The sequence below is a fragment of the Pseudomonas sp. 43mfcvi1.1 genome, from assembly GCF_900115935.1.
GTDB lineage: Bacteria > Pseudomonadota > Gammaproteobacteria > Pseudomonadales > Pseudomonadaceae > Aquipseudomonas > Aquipseudomonas bijieensis.
In genome coordinates this window covers 370,055-387,863 of the sequence record NZ_UETT01000002.1, presented here as the reverse complement: position 1 = coordinate 387,863, position 17,809 = coordinate 370,055, and the positions used below count along the sequence as shown (strand labels likewise).

At 62.4% G+C, this 17,809-nt stretch carries 16 protein-coding genes and 1 riboswitch; of the genes, 6 read left to right on the top strand and 10 right to left on the bottom strand.

Features of this window, described 5'->3' with window-relative positions:
* Positions 1-571: 571 nt before the first annotated feature.
* From cpdA to DTP52_RS05120, 3 genes are all read right to left on the bottom strand, one after another.
* Entirely contained in the window at positions 572-1,387 is an 816-nt protein-coding gene (cpdA, locus tag DTP52_RS05130; RefSeq protein WP_109752141.1) for a 3',5'-cyclic-AMP phosphodiesterase, read from the bottom strand.
* A gap of 99 nt (positions 1,388-1,486) precedes the next feature.
* Positions 1,487-1,939, bottom strand: a complete 453-nt coding sequence (locus DTP52_RS05125) for a DUF1249 domain-containing protein (protein ID WP_003186471.1) — start codon at positions 1,937-1,939, stop codon at positions 1,487-1,489.
* Entirely contained in the window at positions 1,930-2,547 is a 618-nt protein-coding gene (locus DTP52_RS05120; protein WP_109752140.1) for an NUDIX domain-containing protein, read from the bottom strand. Before DTP52_RS05120 ends, DTP52_RS05125 begins: the two co-directional genes overlap by 10 nt.
* 214 nt (positions 2,548-2,761) lie before the next feature.
* On the opposite strand from DTP52_RS05120, the gene DTP52_RS05115 reads away from it, so the two are divergent.
* Positions 2,762-3,508, top strand: coding sequence for a DUF3298 domain-containing protein (locus DTP52_RS05115; RefSeq protein ID WP_109752139.1), 747 nt, complete (start codon positions 2,762-2,764; stop codon positions 3,506-3,508).
* Here the strand turns inward: DTP52_RS05115 and cytX are convergent.
* Both cytX and thiC read right to left on the bottom strand, forming a co-directional pair.
* Positions 3,477-4,769: a putative hydroxymethylpyrimidine transporter CytX gene (gene cytX, locus DTP52_RS05110; RefSeq protein WP_109752138.1), complete on the bottom strand. Its 1,293-nt coding sequence runs from the start codon at positions 4,767-4,769 to the stop codon at positions 3,477-3,479. The genes DTP52_RS05115 and cytX overlap by 32 nt on opposite strands.
* Before the next feature lie 171 nt (positions 4,770-4,940).
* Positions 4,941-6,830 carry a phosphomethylpyrimidine synthase ThiC gene (gene thiC / locus DTP52_RS05105; RefSeq protein ID WP_109752137.1) on the bottom strand — a complete coding sequence of 630 codons (1,890 nt, stop codon included), beginning with the start codon at positions 6,828-6,830 and terminating at the stop codon, positions 4,941-4,943.
* 175 nt (positions 6,831-7,005) lie between these two features.
* Positions 7,006-7,111, bottom strand: a riboswitch (TPP riboswitch).
* Between the two features lie 154 nt (positions 7,112-7,265).
* On the opposite strand from thiC, the gene DTP52_RS05100 reads away from it, so the two are divergent.
* Complete coding sequence (locus tag DTP52_RS05100) at positions 7,266-8,705, top strand: TolC family outer membrane protein (protein ID WP_109752136.1); 1,440 nt, start codon at positions 7,266-7,268, stop codon at positions 8,703-8,705.
* A gap of 132 nt (positions 8,706-8,837) precedes the next feature.
* On the opposite strand, the gene waaA is transcribed toward DTP52_RS05100, so the two are convergent.
* Both waaA and DTP52_RS05085 read right to left on the bottom strand, forming a co-directional pair.
* Positions 8,838-10,112, bottom strand: a complete 1,275-nt coding sequence (gene waaA / locus DTP52_RS05090; RefSeq protein WP_109752134.1) for a lipid IV(A) 3-deoxy-D-manno-octulosonic acid transferase — start codon at positions 10,110-10,112, stop codon at positions 8,838-8,840.
* A 22-nt stretch (positions 10,113-10,134) separates the two neighbouring features.
* On the bottom strand, positions 10,135-11,025 hold the full coding sequence (locus DTP52_RS05085) for a LysR family transcriptional regulator (protein WP_109752133.1): 891 nt from the start codon (positions 11,023-11,025) through the stop codon (positions 10,135-10,137).
* Between the two features lie 104 nt (positions 11,026-11,129).
* On the opposite strand from DTP52_RS05085, the gene DTP52_RS05080 reads away from it, so the two are divergent.
* The 4 genes from DTP52_RS05080 to DTP52_RS05060 all read left to right on the top strand — a co-directional run bounded on the left by DTP52_RS05080 (position 11,130) and on the right by DTP52_RS05060 (position 14,650).
* Entirely contained in the window at positions 11,130-11,462 is a 333-nt protein-coding gene (locus DTP52_RS05080) for a multidrug efflux SMR transporter (RefSeq protein WP_109752132.1), read from the top strand.
* Between the two features lie 203 nt (positions 11,463-11,665).
* Positions 11,666-12,841, top strand: a complete 1,176-nt coding sequence (locus DTP52_RS05070; RefSeq protein ID WP_109752130.1) for an FAD-binding oxidoreductase — start codon at positions 11,666-11,668, stop codon at positions 12,839-12,841.
* A complete protein-coding gene (locus tag DTP52_RS05065) occupies positions 12,838-13,650 on the top strand; it encodes an aldo/keto reductase (RefSeq protein ID WP_109752129.1) in 813 nt (270 codons plus the stop codon). The genes DTP52_RS05070 and DTP52_RS05065 overlap by 4 nt, the downstream gene beginning before the upstream one ends.
* A gap of 34 nt (positions 13,651-13,684) precedes the next feature.
* The gene (locus DTP52_RS05060) at positions 13,685-14,650 is read left to right on the top strand and encodes a metal ABC transporter ATPase (RefSeq protein WP_109752128.1); all 966 of its coding nucleotides are present in this window, start codon (positions 13,685-13,687) and stop codon (positions 14,648-14,650) included.
* Between the two features lie 141 nt (positions 14,651-14,791).
* Here the strand turns inward: DTP52_RS05060 and hldE are convergent, their stop codons facing one another.
* The 3 genes from hldE to DTP52_RS05035 form a co-directional block, all read right to left on the bottom strand.
* Positions 14,792-16,213 (bottom strand): bifunctional D-glycero-beta-D-manno-heptose-7-phosphate kinase/D-glycero-beta-D-manno-heptose 1-phosphate adenylyltransferase HldE, encoded by a 1,422-nt coding sequence (gene hldE / locus DTP52_RS05050; RefSeq protein WP_109752363.1) that lies wholly within the window; start codon positions 16,211-16,213, stop codon positions 14,792-14,794.
* A 99-nt stretch (positions 16,214-16,312) separates the two neighbouring features.
* The gene (gene cysC / locus DTP52_RS05040; protein ID WP_176688733.1) at positions 16,313-16,921 is read right to left on the bottom strand and encodes an adenylyl-sulfate kinase; all 609 of its coding nucleotides are present in this window, start codon (positions 16,919-16,921) and stop codon (positions 16,313-16,315) included.
* On the bottom strand, positions 16,914-17,618 hold the full coding sequence (locus tag DTP52_RS05035; RefSeq protein WP_109752124.1) for a sulfotransferase family 2 domain-containing protein: 705 nt from the start codon (positions 17,616-17,618) through the stop codon (positions 16,914-16,916). Before DTP52_RS05035 ends, cysC begins: the two co-directional genes overlap by 8 nt.
* Between the last annotated feature and the right edge of the window lie 191 nt (positions 17,619-17,809).

Below are 17,809 nucleotides of genomic sequence, written 5' to 3'. Positions count from 1 at the left end.
TTTGGTCGTTTATAAGATGAGCGTCCATCGCCGATCCCTGTGGGAGCTGAGCTTGCTCGCGATAGCGGTGGGTCTGCTTGCATCAATGTTGAATGTACCGCCGCCTTCGCGAGCAGGCTCGCTCCCACAGTTGGATTGGGTACACCCGCAAGAGCAGGTCGGCTATAAGGCCGCCTCGCGAGCAAGCTTTGCTCCCACAGGTCCAGCTCAAACAAGTCTGATGGGTGTACACCCCACAAGAGCCAGGTCGGCTATCAGGCCGCCTCGCGGTGGACGTTGATCTCGGCGCCCCGTTAACCACGATGGCCGAACGCAGGCGTTGCGCAGTGGGCATCCCGGCATGGATGCCGGGATAGCCGCGCTGGGCCATGGATGGCCCTTCGCGGCGGGCCCACGGAGCAATGCCGGAGTGAGGGCATGCCGAGCCTAGGCGAGGCACCGAGTGGTGGGGCAGGAGCGCTTTGGTTACTTTCGACTGGGCCGGCTTCCGGGCTTTTCGAAAGTGACCCGCTGTAAGAGCGGAACCATAAGTGGCCGTTACCGCAGCAACGGATATGTACTCAATCAAAACTCAGTAACCGTTGGACTCATAGTCCGGGGTAAACGCAAACCCAACCACCCGCTCAACCCCCGTCTCCAACCGCCCATCCGGCCAAAGCCGCAACCACCGATACCCCGGCGCCTGCGAGCCCACCGCAAAATCCTCACTCCCCGGCTCAAACTGAATACAGGTCGAAGGCGAAGCCAACAAACGAACCCCCTCCCGCACCCGATCAACCTCCTGATGCACATGCCCCCACAGCACAGCACGCACCTGAGGAAACCGATCCAACACCGCAAACAACGCCTCCGGATTACGCAACCCAATCGGCTCCATCCACACACACCCAACCGACACCGGATGATGATGCAGACAAACAAGGTGATGCCGCTCCGGCGCCTCGCTCAAGGCATTGGCCAACAGAATCAGCTGCTCCTCGGCCAAAAAACCCGGCACCGACCCGGGCACGGCGGAGTCGAGCATCGTCACGCGCCAGTTGCCAATATCCACCACAGGATCGAGCAACGTGCTCTTGACCGCCGCCTCGAGCATCACCTGCGGCTCATCATGGTTACCCGGAATCCAACGCGCCGGAGCCTCGATTAGTCCACTCAACTGCCGAAACGCTTCATAGGATTCCAGCGTCCCGTCCTGGGACAAATCCCCAGTGGCAAGCATCAGGTCGATGTCGGGCTGCTGCTTGAGCACCAGGTCAATGACCGCCCGCAAACTGTCACGGGTGTTCATGCCCAGCAACGAAGCATCGGCCTCGGCGAACAAATGGCTATCGGACAGTTGGACCAACAACGCCGCATCGGCAGTGGTCAGGCTGGATACGCTCGGCAAATCGCTCTCTCCCAGGCGCAATCACGCCGTTGCATGAAGCCGCAATTATGCTGGGGGACGATCGAAAGGGGAAACCCGCGAACCGGAACCGGTTCACAACTACCGAACGACTTCGAACTCGTGACCCAACGCCAGGCAATGACTCAGCCATTCACCCAAAAACAGATTCAACTGGGCTTTTTCGTCCGGCTGGTGCATTGACGCATTGGGGTAAGGATAGATGCCACGAAAGCGTCGTGCATGTTCAGCGCTCACGACTTCGGCCATGCGCGCATCGTGATAGACCTGCACTTCCAGTTGCGGCACCGGCAACCAGGGCAGGCTGTGTTCCTGGCGCACCTGCAAGGTGGTGGTGTAGGGACAGGTCTGCAATACCTCGAGGGCCAGCACGCCGAGCATCTGGTCGCCGTGGGTCACGGCGATGCGCCGTGGCGCCGGGTCGTTGCGCATGTCCGGCAACAGGCGCATCAGGCGGGCGTAGTTGGCCTCGCAGGCGGCCTGCAGCCCCACCAGATCGACGCGATAACGATCGCGCAGCTTGTTCAGGACCATAGCCCCCTCACTTCATCGCGATTCAAGGCCAGCCATTGCAAGGCAATGATGCTGGCCGCGTTGCAGATACGTCCGTCGCGCACCGCCTGCAAGGCATCTTCGAAAGCCCAGACCTTCACCCGAATGTCTTCAGCTTCCTCCTCCAGGCCATGCAGGCCTCCGGCCCCCGTGCTGTCGCAACGCCCCAGGTACAAATGTACGAATTCATCACTGCCGCCCGGCGATGGAAAATACTTGGTCATCGGCCAGAGCGCAGCGAAGACAAGCCCAGCTTCCTCCTGCGCCTCACGATGAGCAACTTCTTCCGGTTGCTCGTCCTTGTCGATCAGGCCGGCCACCAGTTCAACCAGCCAAGGGTTGGTCGTCTTGCCTATGGCGCCCACGCGAAACTGTTCGATCAACACCACTTCATCGCGCTGCGGGTCGTAGGGCAACACGCACACCGCGTCATGGCGTACGAACAGTTCACGGTTGATTTCACGGCTCATGCCACCGGCAAACAACTCGTGGCGCAGGACGAGGCGATCGAGCTTGTAGAAACCCTTGAAGCAGGTTTCACGCTTGACGATGTCCACGGTGCTGGGTGCGGCGTTGGCGAAGTCGGTCATGACAATCCTCGTGTGCAGTGAATCAATACGAGGTTCCAACCTCGGCTTCGCGCCATCCTAACGCGCCCGTACCCTTTGATGCAGCCCCTTTCCACTCATCGGGATGGACGGCAGAAGGTGAAAGAACTCTAATGAGCTTAGTGGCGAACTGATTGTCCTGCTGGCAGTCGAAGCGGGTAACTTTTCGCCTTTCCCTGTTCCATGAAGGACGCCCATGTCGCTTTTCAAAACTGCCTCCGTGGCCGCCATTGCCCTGACCCTGGGCGCTTGCCAAAGCCTGTTCCAACCCAACTACCGCGCCCCGCTGGAAACCACCCGCGATGCCTCGGAACAACTGCAACAAGGTTGCGCCAGCGCCGACTGCCCATTGGTAAACATCGACACCTTGCACTTCCCCACCGAACCGGTCCTGGACGGCATTATCGAAAAACGCCTGTTGGAACTGACCCGCACCACCCCGGGCGCCCCCGTGGCACCGACGCTGGCCGCCTATCGCGAGCAGTTTTTGCGCAGCGCCGCACCGCGTAACAGCAGCTATTTGCAAGCCAAGGTACGTGAGCAACATGACGGCCTGGTGATCATCGAACTGTCCAGCTACCTGGACACCGGCGGCGCCCACGGCACGCCGGGGCGCGGCTTCATCAACTATTCGCGCCAGCAACACAAGGTGCTGACCCTGTCGGACATGCTGCTGCCGGGCCAGGAAGAAGCCTTCTGGAAAGCCGCGCAGGTCGCTCACAACAGTTGGCTGATCAGCACCAAGCTGGATCAGGAACCCGATTTCCTGAAACAGTGGTCCTTCCAGAAAACCCCACACGTGGCGCTGACCTACGGCGGTGTGATCCTCAAGTACGAAGTGAGCACCATTGCGCCCTACGCCCTGGGCCACATCGAATTGAAGATCGCTTACCCGCGCCTCAATGGCATTCTCAAGCCCGAGCTGTTTCCTGGCCGTAGCTGAAGGCCCGGCCCAGCAACAGCTGCAGCAACCCTGCCAGGATCAGCGACGGCAGGGTTGCGCCAACATCCGGATAGAAGTTCGCCAGCAGGTGATAAGTGCTCACCCCACCCAGCCAGGCCAGCAGCGCCGGCCAGCGCAACGCGGCTGACAGCACCTGGCTGCGGCGTTTGCGCAGGATGAAGTGGTCCACCAGCACCACGCCGAACAGCGGCGCGAACACCGAGCCGATCAGCAACAGGAAGTTCTGGTATTGCGCCAACGGCGCGAAGCAGGCGATCAAGGTGCAGATGACGCCAATCGCCAAGGCCAGGTGTTCGACTTTCAGCCCCGACAGCATGCCACTGGACACCGCCGCCGAGTGAATGTCAGCGAAGGCATTTTCCGACTCATCCAGCAAAATCAAAAGCAGTGGAATCCCCAACCCGGCGCCCGCCAGGGCCAGCAGCAGCGCATTGACTTCGCCGCTTGGCGCAAACGCCAGGGTGTAGGCCACGCCCAGGCTCATCAGCCAGAAATTACCGATGAAGAACCCCAGCGCGGTACCGCCGAAGACATTCTTGGCGCGTTTACCGAAGCGCGAATAGTCGGCGATCAGCGGCAGCCACGACAGCGGCATCGCAATGGCGATGTCAAACCCCACCGCCAGCGGCATCGAGCCGTCACCCGCCTGGGCCCACAACGCCGCCAGGTCAGCCTTGGCGAACAGGTTCCAGGTCAGCCAGATGCACGCCGCCAGCAACAGCCAGATGCCCCATTTACGCAGGACCTTGCGCACGAACGTCAGCGGTCCGCTCACCGCGAGCAGCGTCGCCAAGGCGCCAAAGAACAGCGTCCACAACAGCGGATTCGCCCCCAGGCTACCTTCGCTGAAAGCCCGGGCGCCAAGCAGGCTGGCGGCGTCACGCATGACAATGATTTCGAATGAACCCCAGCCGATCAGCTGCAGCAGGTTCAACACCGCCGGCACACTCGCGCCCTTGCCGCCAAGGCTGAGCTTGAGGGCGGCCATGGCCGACAGGCCAGTGTCGCTGCCGATCACCCCGACGGCCGCCAGCAGCAGGACGCCCACCAGCGTGCCGAGGAAAATCGCCAGCAGCGCACCACTCAGGCCCAGGCCCGGCGCGAGCAAGGCGCCGACCTGCAAGACCATCAGGCCGATGCCGAGGGAGAACCACAGGGAAAACAGGTCGCGAGCGCCGAAGACGCGTTTGTCCAGGGGGACGGCGGTGTCTGGGGAGTAGGTGCTGGGTTGGATGTTCAAGAGTTGTTATCTCAGAGGAATATTTGTTGTTCTATCGATCGCTTTCGCGAGCAGGCTCGCTCCCACAGGGGACTTGCGGCGAACACGAGATGGGTGAACGACCGAGATCCATTGTGGGAGCGAGCCTGCTCGCGAAGGCGGCGGTGAAAACACCGCCGCCCACAGCTCACATCACACTTTCTTGTAAAGCTGACTACCTTCCTTCTTGAACCGCTCAGCCTGTTCCGCCAAGCCCTGGGCGACATCGACATCCACCGCTTCAATGCGCTGGTTGGCCGCGTACTCGCGTACTTCCTGGGTAATTTTCATCGAGCAGAACTTCGGCCCGCACATCGAGCAGAAATGCGCGACCTTGGCCGAATCCTTCGGCAGGGTTTCATCGTGGTACGAACGGGCGGTGTCCGGGTCCAGGCCGAGGTTGAACTGGTCTTCCCAGCGGAACTCGAAACGCGCCTTGCTCAAGGCATTGTCGCGGATCTGCGCGCCCGGGTGCCCTTTGGCAAGGTCGGCCGCGTGGGCGGCGATCTTGTAGGTGATGATCCCGGTCTTGACGTCATCCTTGTTCGGCAGGCCCAGGTGTTCCTTCGGTGTGACGTAGCAGAGCATCGCGCAACCGAACCAGCCGATCATCGCCGCACCGATGCCGGAGGTGATGTGGTCGTAGCCCGGCGCGATGTCGGTGGTCAGTGGGCCGAGGGTATAGAACGGCGCTTCATCGCAGCACTCGAGCTGCTTGTCCATGTTCTCCTTGATCAACTGCATCGGCACGTGGCCCGGGCCTTCGATCATGCACTGCACATCATGCTTCCAGGCGATCTTGGTCAGTTCGCCGAGGGTTTCCAGCTCACCGAACTGCGCTTCGTCGTTGGCGTCGGCAATCGAGCCCGGACGCAGGCCATCGCCCAGCGAGAAGCTGACGTCGTAGGCCTTCATGATTTCGCAGATGTCTTCGAAGTGGGTGTAGAGGAAGTTCTCTTTGTGGTGTGCCAGGCACCACTTGGCCATGATCGAACCACCACGGCTGACGATACCGGTGACGCGCTTGGCGGTCATTGGCACATAGCGCAGCAGCACGCCGGCGTGGATGGTGAAATAGTCGACGCCCTGCTCGGCCTGTTCGATCAGCGTGTCGCGGAACAGCTCCCAGGTCAGGTCTTCGGCCACGCCGCCGACTTTTTCCAGGGCCTGGTAGATCGGCACGGTGCCGATCGGCACCGGCGAGTTGCGGATGATCCATTCGCGGGTTTCATGGATGTGCTTGCCAGTGGACAGGTCCATGACCGTGTCCGAACCCCAGCGAATACCCCATGTCAGTTTCGCCACTTCTTCTTCGATGGACGAACCCAGGGCACTGTTGCCGATGTTGCCGTTGATCTTCACCAGGAAGTTACGGCCGATGATCATCGGTTCCAGTTCGGTGTGGTTGATGTTGGCCGGGATGATCGCGCGACCGCGGGCGATTTCATCGCGTACGAATTCCGGGGTGATGACTTTCGGCACGCTGGCGCCGAAGCTGTGGCCGGCGTGTTGCTGGTCCAGCAGGCCGGCGGCGCGGGCCACTTCCAGCTTCATGTTTTCGCGGATGGCGACATATTCCATCTCGGCGGTAATGATGCCTTTGCGCGCGTAGTGCATCTGGCTGACGTTGGCGCCCGGCTTGGCACGGCGCGGGTTGTTCACGTGGGCGAAGCGCAGCTTGGTCAGCTCGGGGTCGGCCAGGCGTTCCTGGCCGAAGTTGGAACTCAGGCCAGCCAGGCGTTCGGTGTCGCCACGGGCTTCGATCCACGGCGAGCGCACATCGGCCAGGCCCTTGCGCACGTCGATGATCACGTTCGGGTCGGTGTAGGGGCCCGAAGTGTCATATACCACCACCGGCGCGTTGATTTCGCCGCCGAAGTCGGTGGGGGTCACGTCGAGGCTGATTTCGCGCATGGGCACGCGGATATCCGGGCGACTGCCCTGGACATAGATTTTTTGCGAGCGGGTAAAGGGCTGGACCGATTGCTCATCGACCTGGGCCGATTCACTGAGGTTGGTCGCGTTTTTTGCTTTTGTCGTCATCACGGGCTCTCCAGACACACATCCAGGCAGTGGATTTTTGTCGGAGCGAACCTGTAGCGAATGGACGCGTCCCTGCACGAGAGTGCGGACGCTGTGCTTGCTGCTCGAGGATGCTCGAAAATCGAAAGTCGATGGTCGAACAACATCCCGGACGAAGCACAAGAGGACTCGCCGGGTGACGAGAAATCTTGTTCCCTACGCAGGCGTTAACCTGATCAGGTTCAACGGGATCCGAAATTATTCGATCTCAGCCTCATAGCAAGGCACCCCGACAAGAACCCGGCCAGTCTAGACACAACTACCAGAGAACGCCATCGCCAGGGCAAAAGGCGTGATGAATGGCGCATATACAGGATTGTTGCCGTGCCATCGCGCAACTACACTCGCTACGCCGCGCCTCTTGTGCGCACTCATCCGTGAAATAGGGATCGCCTCATGTTGCGCAAACTCTCACTGGCCCTAGCCGTGTCTTGTGCGTCCAATGGAATGGCCTGGGCTGCCGAAGCGCCCATCACCACCAAAACCGATCTGGTGAGCGTGTACCAGGAAGCGGTAGACAACAACGCCGACCTGGCCGCTGCCCGCGCCCAGTACGGCGCCCAGAAGGAAGTGGTACCCCAGGCGCGTGCCGGATTGTTGCCAAACCTGTCCGGCGGTGCCGAAGTCGCCAACGTGCGCACCGATATCGACCAGCCTGCCGCGGTCGCCAACCGCAGTGCCCGCTCGTATCAGGCCACACTCTCCCAGCCGCTGTTTCGTGCCGACCGCTGGTTCCAGTTCCAGGCGGCCAAGTCGGTGAACGAACAAGCGTCGCTGCAACTGTCGGCCACCGAACAGAACATGATCCTGCAAAGCGCCGAGAGCTACTTCAATGTGCTGCGCAGCCAGGACAACCTGGCCTCGACCAAGGCCGAAGAAGCCGCGTTCAAGCGTCAGCTCGACCAGTCCAACGAGCGCTTCGACGTGGGCCTGTCGGACAAGACCGATGTGCTGCAATCCCAGGCCAGCTACGACACCGCCCGGGCCAACCGGATCCTGGCCCAGCGCCAGGTCGAGGACGCCTTCGAAGCGCTGATCACCCTGACCAACCGCCAGTACAACTCGCTCCAGGGCATCGTCCATACCCTGCCGATCCTGCCGCCGACGCCCAACGATGCCAAGGCCTGGGTCGACACCGCCGCCAGACAGAACCTTAATCTGTTGGCCAGCAACTACGCCGTCACCGCCGCCGAAGATACTTTGCGCCAGCGCAAGGCCGGTCACGCGCCAACCCTGGACGCCGTTGCGAAATACGAAAAAGGCGACAACGACGCCCTGGGCTTCAGCAACCCGAACGCATTTGGCCGCGCCTACAGTGGCGACGTCGATCAGCGCACGCTGGCCTTGCAACTGAACATTCCGATTTTCAGTGGTGGGCTGACCAGCTCCCAGGTGCGCGAGTCCTACTCGCAACTCACCCAGACCGAGCAACAACGCGAAGCCCTGCGCCGCCAGGTCGTGGAGAACACCCGTAACCTGCACCGCGCGGTGAACACCGATGTGGAGCAGGTCCAGGCCCGACGCCAGTCGATCATCTCCAACCAGAGCGCGGTGGAAGCCACGGAGATCGGCTACCAGGTCGGCACGCGCAACATCGTCGATGTGCTCGATGCCCAGCGTCAGCTATATACCTCGGTGCGCAACTACAACAACGCCCGCTACGACTACATCCTCGACAACCTGCGTCTCAAACAGGCCGCCGGCACGTTGAGCCCGGCGGACCTGCAGGACCTGTCACGCTACCTCAAGCCCGACTACAACCCCGACCGCGACTTCCTGCCGCCGGACCTGGCCAAGGCGGCAGCGGAGCAGTTGCGTTCGCGGCCGGCGCAGTAACCCCTTGGAGGGAAGCCCTGCCAACAACATCCTGTGGGAGCAAGGCTTGCCCGCGATGAATACAACTCAGTCTCCCTGGAACCGGGGCGCTTGCATCGCGAGCAAGCTTTGCTCCCACAGATATTCAGTCGCTCAATCAATCAACCGCCCCAACCCCTCCAGCAACCGCTGCAACGCGCCCTGATTGCGGCGCATCACCGCAAGCCCCGCCTCGGCCATGCGCTGGGCATCGCGGGGCAGTTCGAACAGGCGCTGTACCGCCAGGGCCAGGCTTTGGGCATCGTCCACTTCCGCCAGGGCACCGGCGGCACGCAGTTGCGCGGCGATTTCGAGGAAGTTGAACAGGTGCGGCCCGCTGAGCACCGGTTTCGCCAGCGCCGCCGGCTCGAGCAGGTTGTGTCCGCCGTTGGGCACCAGGCTGCCTCCGACAAAAGCGCTGTCGGCCAAGGCGTAGAGAAACAGCAGTTCGCCCATGGTGTCGCCCAGCAACACTGACGTCTGGGCGGTGACCGGTTGAGCGCTGGAGCGCCGGGCCGTGGCGAAGCCTTGGTTCTCACAGAGCTGATGCACGGCATCAAAACGCTCGGGATGCCGCGGCACCAGGATCAGCAAGGCATCGGGATAGCTGTCGAGCAGCCGACGATGGGCGGCCAGCACCACTTCGTCCTCGCCTTCATGGGTGCTGGCGGCGATCCATACTGGACGCTCGGTCGCCTGCCACTGGCGGCGCAAGGCGCTGGCGCTCTCCAGCAATTGCGGGTCGATGGTCAGGTCGAACTTGATGGAACCGGTGACTTCGACGGTTTCCGTCCGAGCGCCCAACTGGCGAAAACGCTCGGCTTCGGCTTCGGTCTGTACAGCGAACAGGCTCATCTCGGCAAGCATCGGTCGGGTCAACTTGGGGAACCGCGCGTAACCGCGTGCCGAACGCTCCGACAGCCGCGCGTTGGCCAGGGCCACGGGAATGCCGCGCCTGGCGCATTGGTGAATGTGGTTGGGCCATAGCTCGGTTTCCATGATCACCGCCAGGGACGGTCGGACCCGGTCGAGAAAACGCTTGGCCGCGCAAGGCAAATCGTACGGCAAGTAGCAATGCTGGATACGCGGCTCGTTGGCGAACATGGCCTGGATCCGCTCCGAACCGGTGGGCGTCATGCAGGTAACCGTGATCGGCAGCTGTGGATAACGTTGCAGCAAGGCACGGATCATCGGCGCGGCGGCAATGCTCTCGCCCACCGACACCGCATGAACCCAGATGCCCCCCGGCACCATGACCGGCAGCCCCCAGGAAAACCGCTCGCCAATGCGCCGGGCATATGCCGGCGCCTTGCGGGCCCGTAACCACAGCCGAATCGCTACCAGTGGCAGCCCCAGATAAAACAACGCGCTATAGAGAGTTCTGTTCATGGCGGCGGAGTTTATCGGTTTTTCAGCCGATCGCCTGCAACTGCACGGCAAAACGTTCCGCCAGCCAACGGGCGGCTGGGCCCAGGGGTTCGTCGCGGCGCCAGACCAGTTCCACCACCAGGGCCGGAGGGGTCCATTCGCTGCTGAGTTCGATCATGTCGCCCAGGTACGCCGGGTATTGCACCACATGCCGTGGCAACCACGCCCAGCCCAGGCCACTCCTCAGCCATTCGGCCAGCACATAGAAACTGTCGGCCCGCCAAACTTGCGGGCTGGCCTGTTCGCTGCCGGGGTAGACGCTGGACTGGGTCGCCATCAACAATTGGCGATGCCGGGCCATTTCCCGGCAGGTCACATAACCATGGTCCGCCAATGCATGGCCCCGGCCGCACACCGTGACCATTTCGACGCTGCCCAACACCCGGCGTTCCAGCGCCTCGGGGATCTGGTCGTGATAGAACAGCAAGCCCAGGTCGGCGCGCCGCTCCACCAGTTTGCGCGCCACATCGCCCTGGGCGGCGCTGGCCAGTTGCACTTCGAGGGTGGGAAATTGCTCGGCCAGGGCCGCCAGGCTGTCGATGACCGGTTGATAGGGCATGGCTTCGTCCTGGGCCAGGCGCAGCGACGCTTCCTGCCCGCGCATCAGGGCCAGGGCCCGGCCATTGAGGCGCTCGCACTGGCGCAGCACCTCCCTGGCTTCTTCGAGCAGGGCTTCACCAGCGTCGGTGAGCCTCGGCTGACGGCCGCTGCTGCGCTCGAACAGGCTCACCCCCAGGTCGTCTTCCAGCAAGGCAATCGCACTGCTGATGGCCGACTGCGCCTTGCGCTGGTCCCGGGCCACGGCGGAAAACGAACGCTTCTCGGCGACCCCGACAAACAGTCGCAATTGCTCCAGGTTCCACTGTACGTTCATGGCCCAACCTATCTTGATTACAGATAGGTAATGACTTTACCGCATCTGGGCAATCTCTAGAATGGCCTCCATCGAAAGACGCAACCGTCGAAGAGGAACTGCCTATGAACGCCTACTACTACCTGGCCATCGCCATCTGCGCCGAAGTGATCGCCACCGTTTCGATGAAAGCGATCAAGGGCCTGAGCACACCCCTGCCCTTGCTGCTGGTCATCGCCGGCTACGGCACCGCGTTCTGGATGTTGACGCTGGTGGTACGCACCGTACCGGTGGGCGTGGCCTACGCGGTCTGGGCCGGGTTGGGGATCGTCATGGTCAGCGTGGCGGCGCTGTTCATCTACGGGCAGAAACTGGACGTGCCGGCGATGCTGGGGATGGCCTTGATTGTGTTGGGGGTGGTGGTGATCCAGCTGTTTTCCAAGACGGCAGGGCACTGAAGACACAGCTTAATAGGGCTGAAAATACATGTTTGGCAAGGAGGAATCTGGGAGCAAGGCTTGCCCGCGATGAAAACGACGCGGTCTCTCTGGAACCGAGGCGCCTGTATCGCGAGCAAGCTTTGCTCCCACAGGTTGAGCGGCGAAAACTCCACCCATCGAGTCTGTATACTGCGCCCTCGTCTTGAACACTGAGGTCGCTCATGTCATCCGTTATTTCCACCGACATTCTGATTGTCGGCGCAGGCGTCGCCGGTCTCTGGCTGAACGCCCGCCTGCGGCGCCAGGGTTTTTCGACCGTGCTGGTGGAAAGCGCCAGCCTCGGCGGCGGGCAGAGTGTCAAATCCCAGGGCATCATCCATGGCGGCGCCAAGTACGCCTTGCATGGCGCCCTGACCGGTGCCTCGGAAGCCATCGCCGACATGCCGCGCCGCTGGCGCGAAGCCCTGAAAGGGGAAGGTGAACTGGACCTGTCCGGTGTGCGTATGCTTTCCGACGCCCATTACCTCTGGTCCCCCGGCACCCTGGCCGGCAACCTCACCAGTTTCTTTGCCAGCAAGGCCGTGCGCGGGCGAGTCGACCAGGTCAAGGGCGATCAACTGCCGCCGGCCCTGCAAGACAAGCGCTTCAAGGGCAAGGTCTATCGCCTGGCCGAACTGGTGGTGGACGTGCCCAGCCTGATCGCGCGCCTGGCGGAACTGGCCGGCGACAGCCTGCTGGCCGGGCAGCGCATCGAGCCATTGCGCGAAGCGGGTGAGCTGGTCGGCCTGAAGGTCGACGACCGCGAGATCCGTGCCCAACGCATTATCCTCAGCGCTGGCGCGGGCACCGCTGACCTGCTCAAAGCCCTGGGCCTGGACAAACCGGCCATGCAGACCCGGCCGTTGCACATGGTTTTGGCCAAGGGGCCGAGCCTCAAGCCCCTTTACGCCCATTGCCTGGGCGGGGGACCGAAGCCGCGCGTCACCGTGACCACCCACCCGGCCGCCAATGGCCAATGGGTCTGGTACCTGGGGGGTGACCTCGCCGAAGGCGATGCCATCGCCCGCGAACCCGCCGAGCAGATCGCCGTCGCTCAGAAAGAACTTGGCCAATTGCTGCCGTGGATCGACCTCAGCACCGCGCAATGGGCCACGCTGCGGGTTGACCGCGCCGAACCGTTGCAGTCGGGCCTGACCCGCCCGGACAACGCCTTCCTCGCCGAGCAGGATCGTCTGCTGGTGGGTTGGCCGACCAAACTGGCCCTGGCCCCGGACTTCGCCGATCGGGTGGTCAATGCGCTGCAACGCGATGGCATCCAACCCAGTCACCCTGCCCCCTTGCCGGAGCTGCCGAAGCCGCCGATGGGCGTGCCTGCCTGGGAGCAACTGTTGCCATGAGCCAACCGACCCTGCATGACCTCTATCGCCCCTTGGGCCATGATGGCCCGCGGGTCTCCCCGTTGGGCCTGGGCACCGTCAAGCTGGGCCGCGACCAGGGCGTCAAATACCCCAACGGCTTTCGGATCCCCGATGACGACGAAGCGCGCATGTTGCTCAAACAGGCACGCGACCTGGGTATCAACCTGATCGACACCGCGCCGGCCTATGGCCGCAGCGAAGAACGTCTCGGCCCGCTGTTGCGTGGCCAACGCCAGGACTGGGTGATTGTCAGCAAGGTCGGCGAAGAATTCAGCGATGGCCAGTCACGCCACGACTTCAGTGCCGCCCATACCCGCTTCTCGGTGGAACGCAGCCTCAAGCGCCTGGAAACCGACTATATCGACCTGGTGCTGGTGCATTCCGACGGCAACGACCTGGCGATCCTCAACGACAGCGAGGTCTACCCGACCCTGGCGGCACTCAAGCGCGAAGGCAAGATCGGCGGTTTCGGTTTTTCCGGCAAGACCGTCGACGGCGGCTTGAAAGCCTTGGAGCAAGGCGATTGTGCGATGGTCACCTACAATCTGAACGAACGAAACGAAAAGGCGGTCATTGACTACGCCAGCGAGCACGGCAAAGCGATCCTGGTGAAGAAAGCCCTGGCCAGCGGTCACGTCTGCCTGAGCCCGGGCGTGGACCCGGTCCGTGCCAGTTTCGAACTGTTGTTTGAGCATCCCGGGGTCGCCAGTGCTATTGTCGGCACCATCAATCCGCTGCACCTCGCCCATAACGTCGCGACCGTAGCCAAGGTCCTGCGTAAAAACTGACGCCGCCCTACGCGGCCTTAAGGAAGGAGCCGACATGCCGCGTACGCTCATCAGAAAGAATCCAAGCAACTTCAAGACCCTGCCCCTGTTCGTCGAAGCAACACCCGAAGGCCTGACTTACCAGAGCGTCGGGATGCCACTGAATTTCGCCCAGACCTTGCAGCGCCGCCGCCCTGTCGCGGTGGCCGATACCGAGCGCTTCTCCCTGGAGCTGGCCAACCTGGGCGTCTCGGTGCGCCTGACCCTGCATTGGCAGAACCGCGATTACTGGGTGCTGGTGCGCCAACGCCGACAGGATCGCGGCGACGTGGTGCTCAAGCTGATTTCCGGCTACGTCCCGGCCCATGAACTGAACCTGCCGCTGCTCACCGCCATCAGCGAGATCGCCGAAGAATGCCTGCTGGAAACCCCTGAAGGCTGGCTTGGCGGGCGTTTCAACGACACCTGGCTGCCGGCCCCCTACGCCACGGCCCTGCATTATCGCGAAGCCTTGCCGTTTCGCCTGACGCCGCTGTCGGGCTCGGCCCGCCCGGTGCGTAGCGCCAACCTGCAACTGATCGAGCGGCCACGGGCCTACGTGCACCTGCCGACGGCATCACTGCAACTGATCTATGACTTACGCCTGGATGTGCCCAGGGAAGCCAAGTCCCTGAGCCTGTTTCACGTTGATGAGCGCCTGGAGGGCGATCAACTGGTTGCGCGCCTGGACCGCAAGCGGCCTGACCTGTACCTGATGCCGCTGCAGGATGGGCAGCCCTTGCCTGAGCTGTACACCTTGAAAAAGGATCAGTTGTACCCGGCCAGCACTCGGGGGCTGTACCTGGCGGAAAGTTTCGCCCGACAGGATGGCTGGCTGGTGCGCGACGAGCGGATTCGCTGGAAGGACTGGCTGCGCCAGCAAGGGCTGACACCACCGGGCAAGGAGTCGGGCCTGACCCGACTCAAAGGCAAGGCCCGGCAATTGCTCAAGAAGATCGTGCCGCGCAAGGTGGCTCGTTAGTTACAGCAATTGGAACGCTTCTGTGGCGAGGGAGCTTGCTCCCGCTTGGGTGCGCAGCGCCCATAAAAAAGGGGTTGCTGCGCAACCCAGCGGGAGCAAGCTCCCTCGCCACAACAGCCGCCAGGCCCTACAAACTGCGGCTCAGTTATTGCGGATCTTTTCCACAATCGCCGTCGTCGAGCTGTTTTCCACCAGCCCCAACACCTTCACCGTACCGCCGTAGGCCGTGACGATGTCCGCGCCCACGACCTGATCGATGCCGTAGTCACCGCCCTTGACCAGCACATCCGGCTTGACCTGGCGCAGCAGGTTTTCCGGCGTGCCCTCGCTGAAGCTGATCACCCAGTCCACCGCGCCCAGGCCGGCCAGGACCGCCATGCGCCGGTCGACGCTGTTGATCGGGCGACCCGGTCCTTTGAGACGGCTTACGGACGCATCGTCGTTGACCGCGACGATCAGGCGATCGCCTTGGGCCCTGGCCTGCTCCAGGTAGGTCACGTGACCAGCGTGCAGGATGTCGAAGCAACCGTTGGTGAAGACGATTCTTTCGTTGTGAGCTCGCGCGTCGTCAACGGCCAGCAGCAGTTGTTCCAGGCCCAGCACGCCTCGCTCGGATCCTTCCTCGCGCTGGATGGCGCGGCGTAGCTCGGGAGCGCTGATGGCCGCCGTGCCGAGCTTGCCGACGACAATGCCCGCCGCCAGGTTCGCCAGGGCGACCGCATGGGGCAATTCCTCGCCGGCAGCGATCGCCGCGGCCAGGGTGGAAATCACGGTATCGCCGGCACCCGTCACGTCGAACACTTCGCGGGCACGGGCCGGCAGGTGCAACGCGGGGTGATCAGGACGCAGCAGGGTCATGCCGTGCTCGCCACGGGTCACCAGCAAGGCACCGAGGTCGAGGTCCTGCATCAACTGCGCGCCTTTGCTCACCAGGTCGTGCTCATCGACGCAACCACCGACGATGGTTTCGAATTCGCTGAGGTTCGGCGTGATCAGGCTCGCGCCACGGTAAATGGAAAAATCCTTGCCCTTGGGGTCGGCCACTACCGGAATACCACGGGCACGGGCAGCCTGGATCAGCACCTGGTGGTTTTTCAACGCGCCTTTGCCGTAGTCCGACAACACCAGGACCTTGATACCTTCGAGCAGGTTGTCGACCTCGGCACCGAGGGCCAAGGGATCAGTGGCGAACGGTTCTTCGAAGTCGATACGCAGCAGTTGCTGGTGACGACTCATGACCCGCAGCTTGACGATGGTCGGCTGGTGCGCGATGCGCTGGAATATCGCCCGCACACCCGCCCCCTTGAGGCTGTTGGTCAGGCTGTCGGCAGCCTCGTCGTCGCCGGTCACCCCCACCAGGGAGGCCGGCGCGCCGAGGGCGGCGATGTTCAGGGCAACGTTGGCGGCACCACCGGGGCGATCCTCGATGTGCTCGACCTTGACCACCGGTACCGGGGCCTCAGGGGAAATCCGTGAGGTACCGCCATGCCAGTAGCGGTCGAGCATGACATCGCCGACCACCAATACAGGGGCTTGATCGAATCGCGGCATGGACAACTTCATGGAGCATCCCACATACAAAATGAACAGGGCCGCGATATTAGCACAGGGTTGGCGAAGGCTTATCCATGGCTGCAAGGCGACCCCAGGATGCGCGCTCGATCAAATCTGCAGCAACGCCGACAGCCGGGCACAGGCCTGGGCCATTTCCACCTCGCTGGTATCGATCGCGCAGTCCGGCGCGAGTGGCGCCTCGTAGGGACTGTCGAGCCCGGTGAAGTTCTTGATCCGCCCGGCACGGGCTTCGCGGTACAACCCCTTGGGGTCACGCTGGGCACAGACGTCGAAAGGCGTACTCACATAGACTTCCACGAAGGTGCCTTGGGCAAACAACTGTCGAGCCGCTTCCCGGTCGGCGCGAAACGGTGAGATGGCCGCAACGATGACGATCAGGCCGGCGTCGACCATCAGGCGCGCCACCTCGGCAATGCGGCGGATATTTTCCTTGCGGGCCTCGGCATCCATGCCCAGGCCCCGGCACAGTCCCTGGCGCAGGTTGTCGCCATCGAGCAGGGCGGTGTGCAAACCCTGCTGGTTGAGTTGCACCTCCAAGGCATTGGCCAGTGTCGACTTGCCCGCCCCCGACAGTCCGGTCAGCCAGATACAACGTGGGCGCTGGGCTTTGATGGCAGCCCGATCCTCGGGCGTGAGCGCCTGCGCATAAGGACGAATCTGCACCTGTTGCATCGATACCTTTGACGTTTCATTCATAACCAAGCATCTCGTAGTCACGTTGGTACACCCGCCGCACCAGCCGACGGGTCCGTACCGAGCAAATGTCCCGTACCGGCACCACGACGCGCTGGCGGGTGCGGTTCACATGGGGCAACGTCGCAGCCAGCCCCAGGTACTCGCACACCCGCTGATAGTCCCGCTCCAGGTATTCCTGATAACCGATGAAGTCCAACGCCAGGTGGCCGAGGGAGTCGGTGAGGAAATCTGTCTGCGCAGCGAAATGCAATTGCCGGGTGATGTTCTCCGGATGCAGCCAGCGAACGACAAAATCGTCGAAGTCGCGGTATTGGCCGACCAGTTTCTGAGCCGCATGGTCGCGCGACCCCAACGTGTTGCCCCGCAGGAAAGCATAGGCCGAATATGCACGTTCCAGCGGATCACGGACAAAGGCAAACTTGAAACTGGCGGCGTACTGCTGCGCAAACTGCTCTTCGTACCAGTACAACGGCAGGTGGCCCGGGCTGTAGCCATCGAAAAGCCCGACGCAAATACTGCTGCCGGCGCATTTTGGCACATGGATGAACAAACAGCCGCGTTGGGCGAAAGCTTCGGGAAAACGGCAATTGGCCGACATCGATTTGTTCACGACCTGTCGGTCGACAACCGACAGGCGCCCCAACAGAAAGGAGCGCTGCGACTTGGGCAGTAGCTTCCAGAGATAGCGTTGCAACATTCAAGCACCCGCGCGAGAAGGATGGCCCCCTCGATGACTAAGTTGGTCCAGGAAAAGTCCTGTGGCCAGACCTTAGCAGTCACGAGTCGCGGATTTATTGTGGGTTGGTCAAGGCGGGTAAAGATTTCGATACAAACTTGTGGGAGCGAGCCTGCTCGCGATGGCGTCGGAACATTCGACATCGCCGCCCC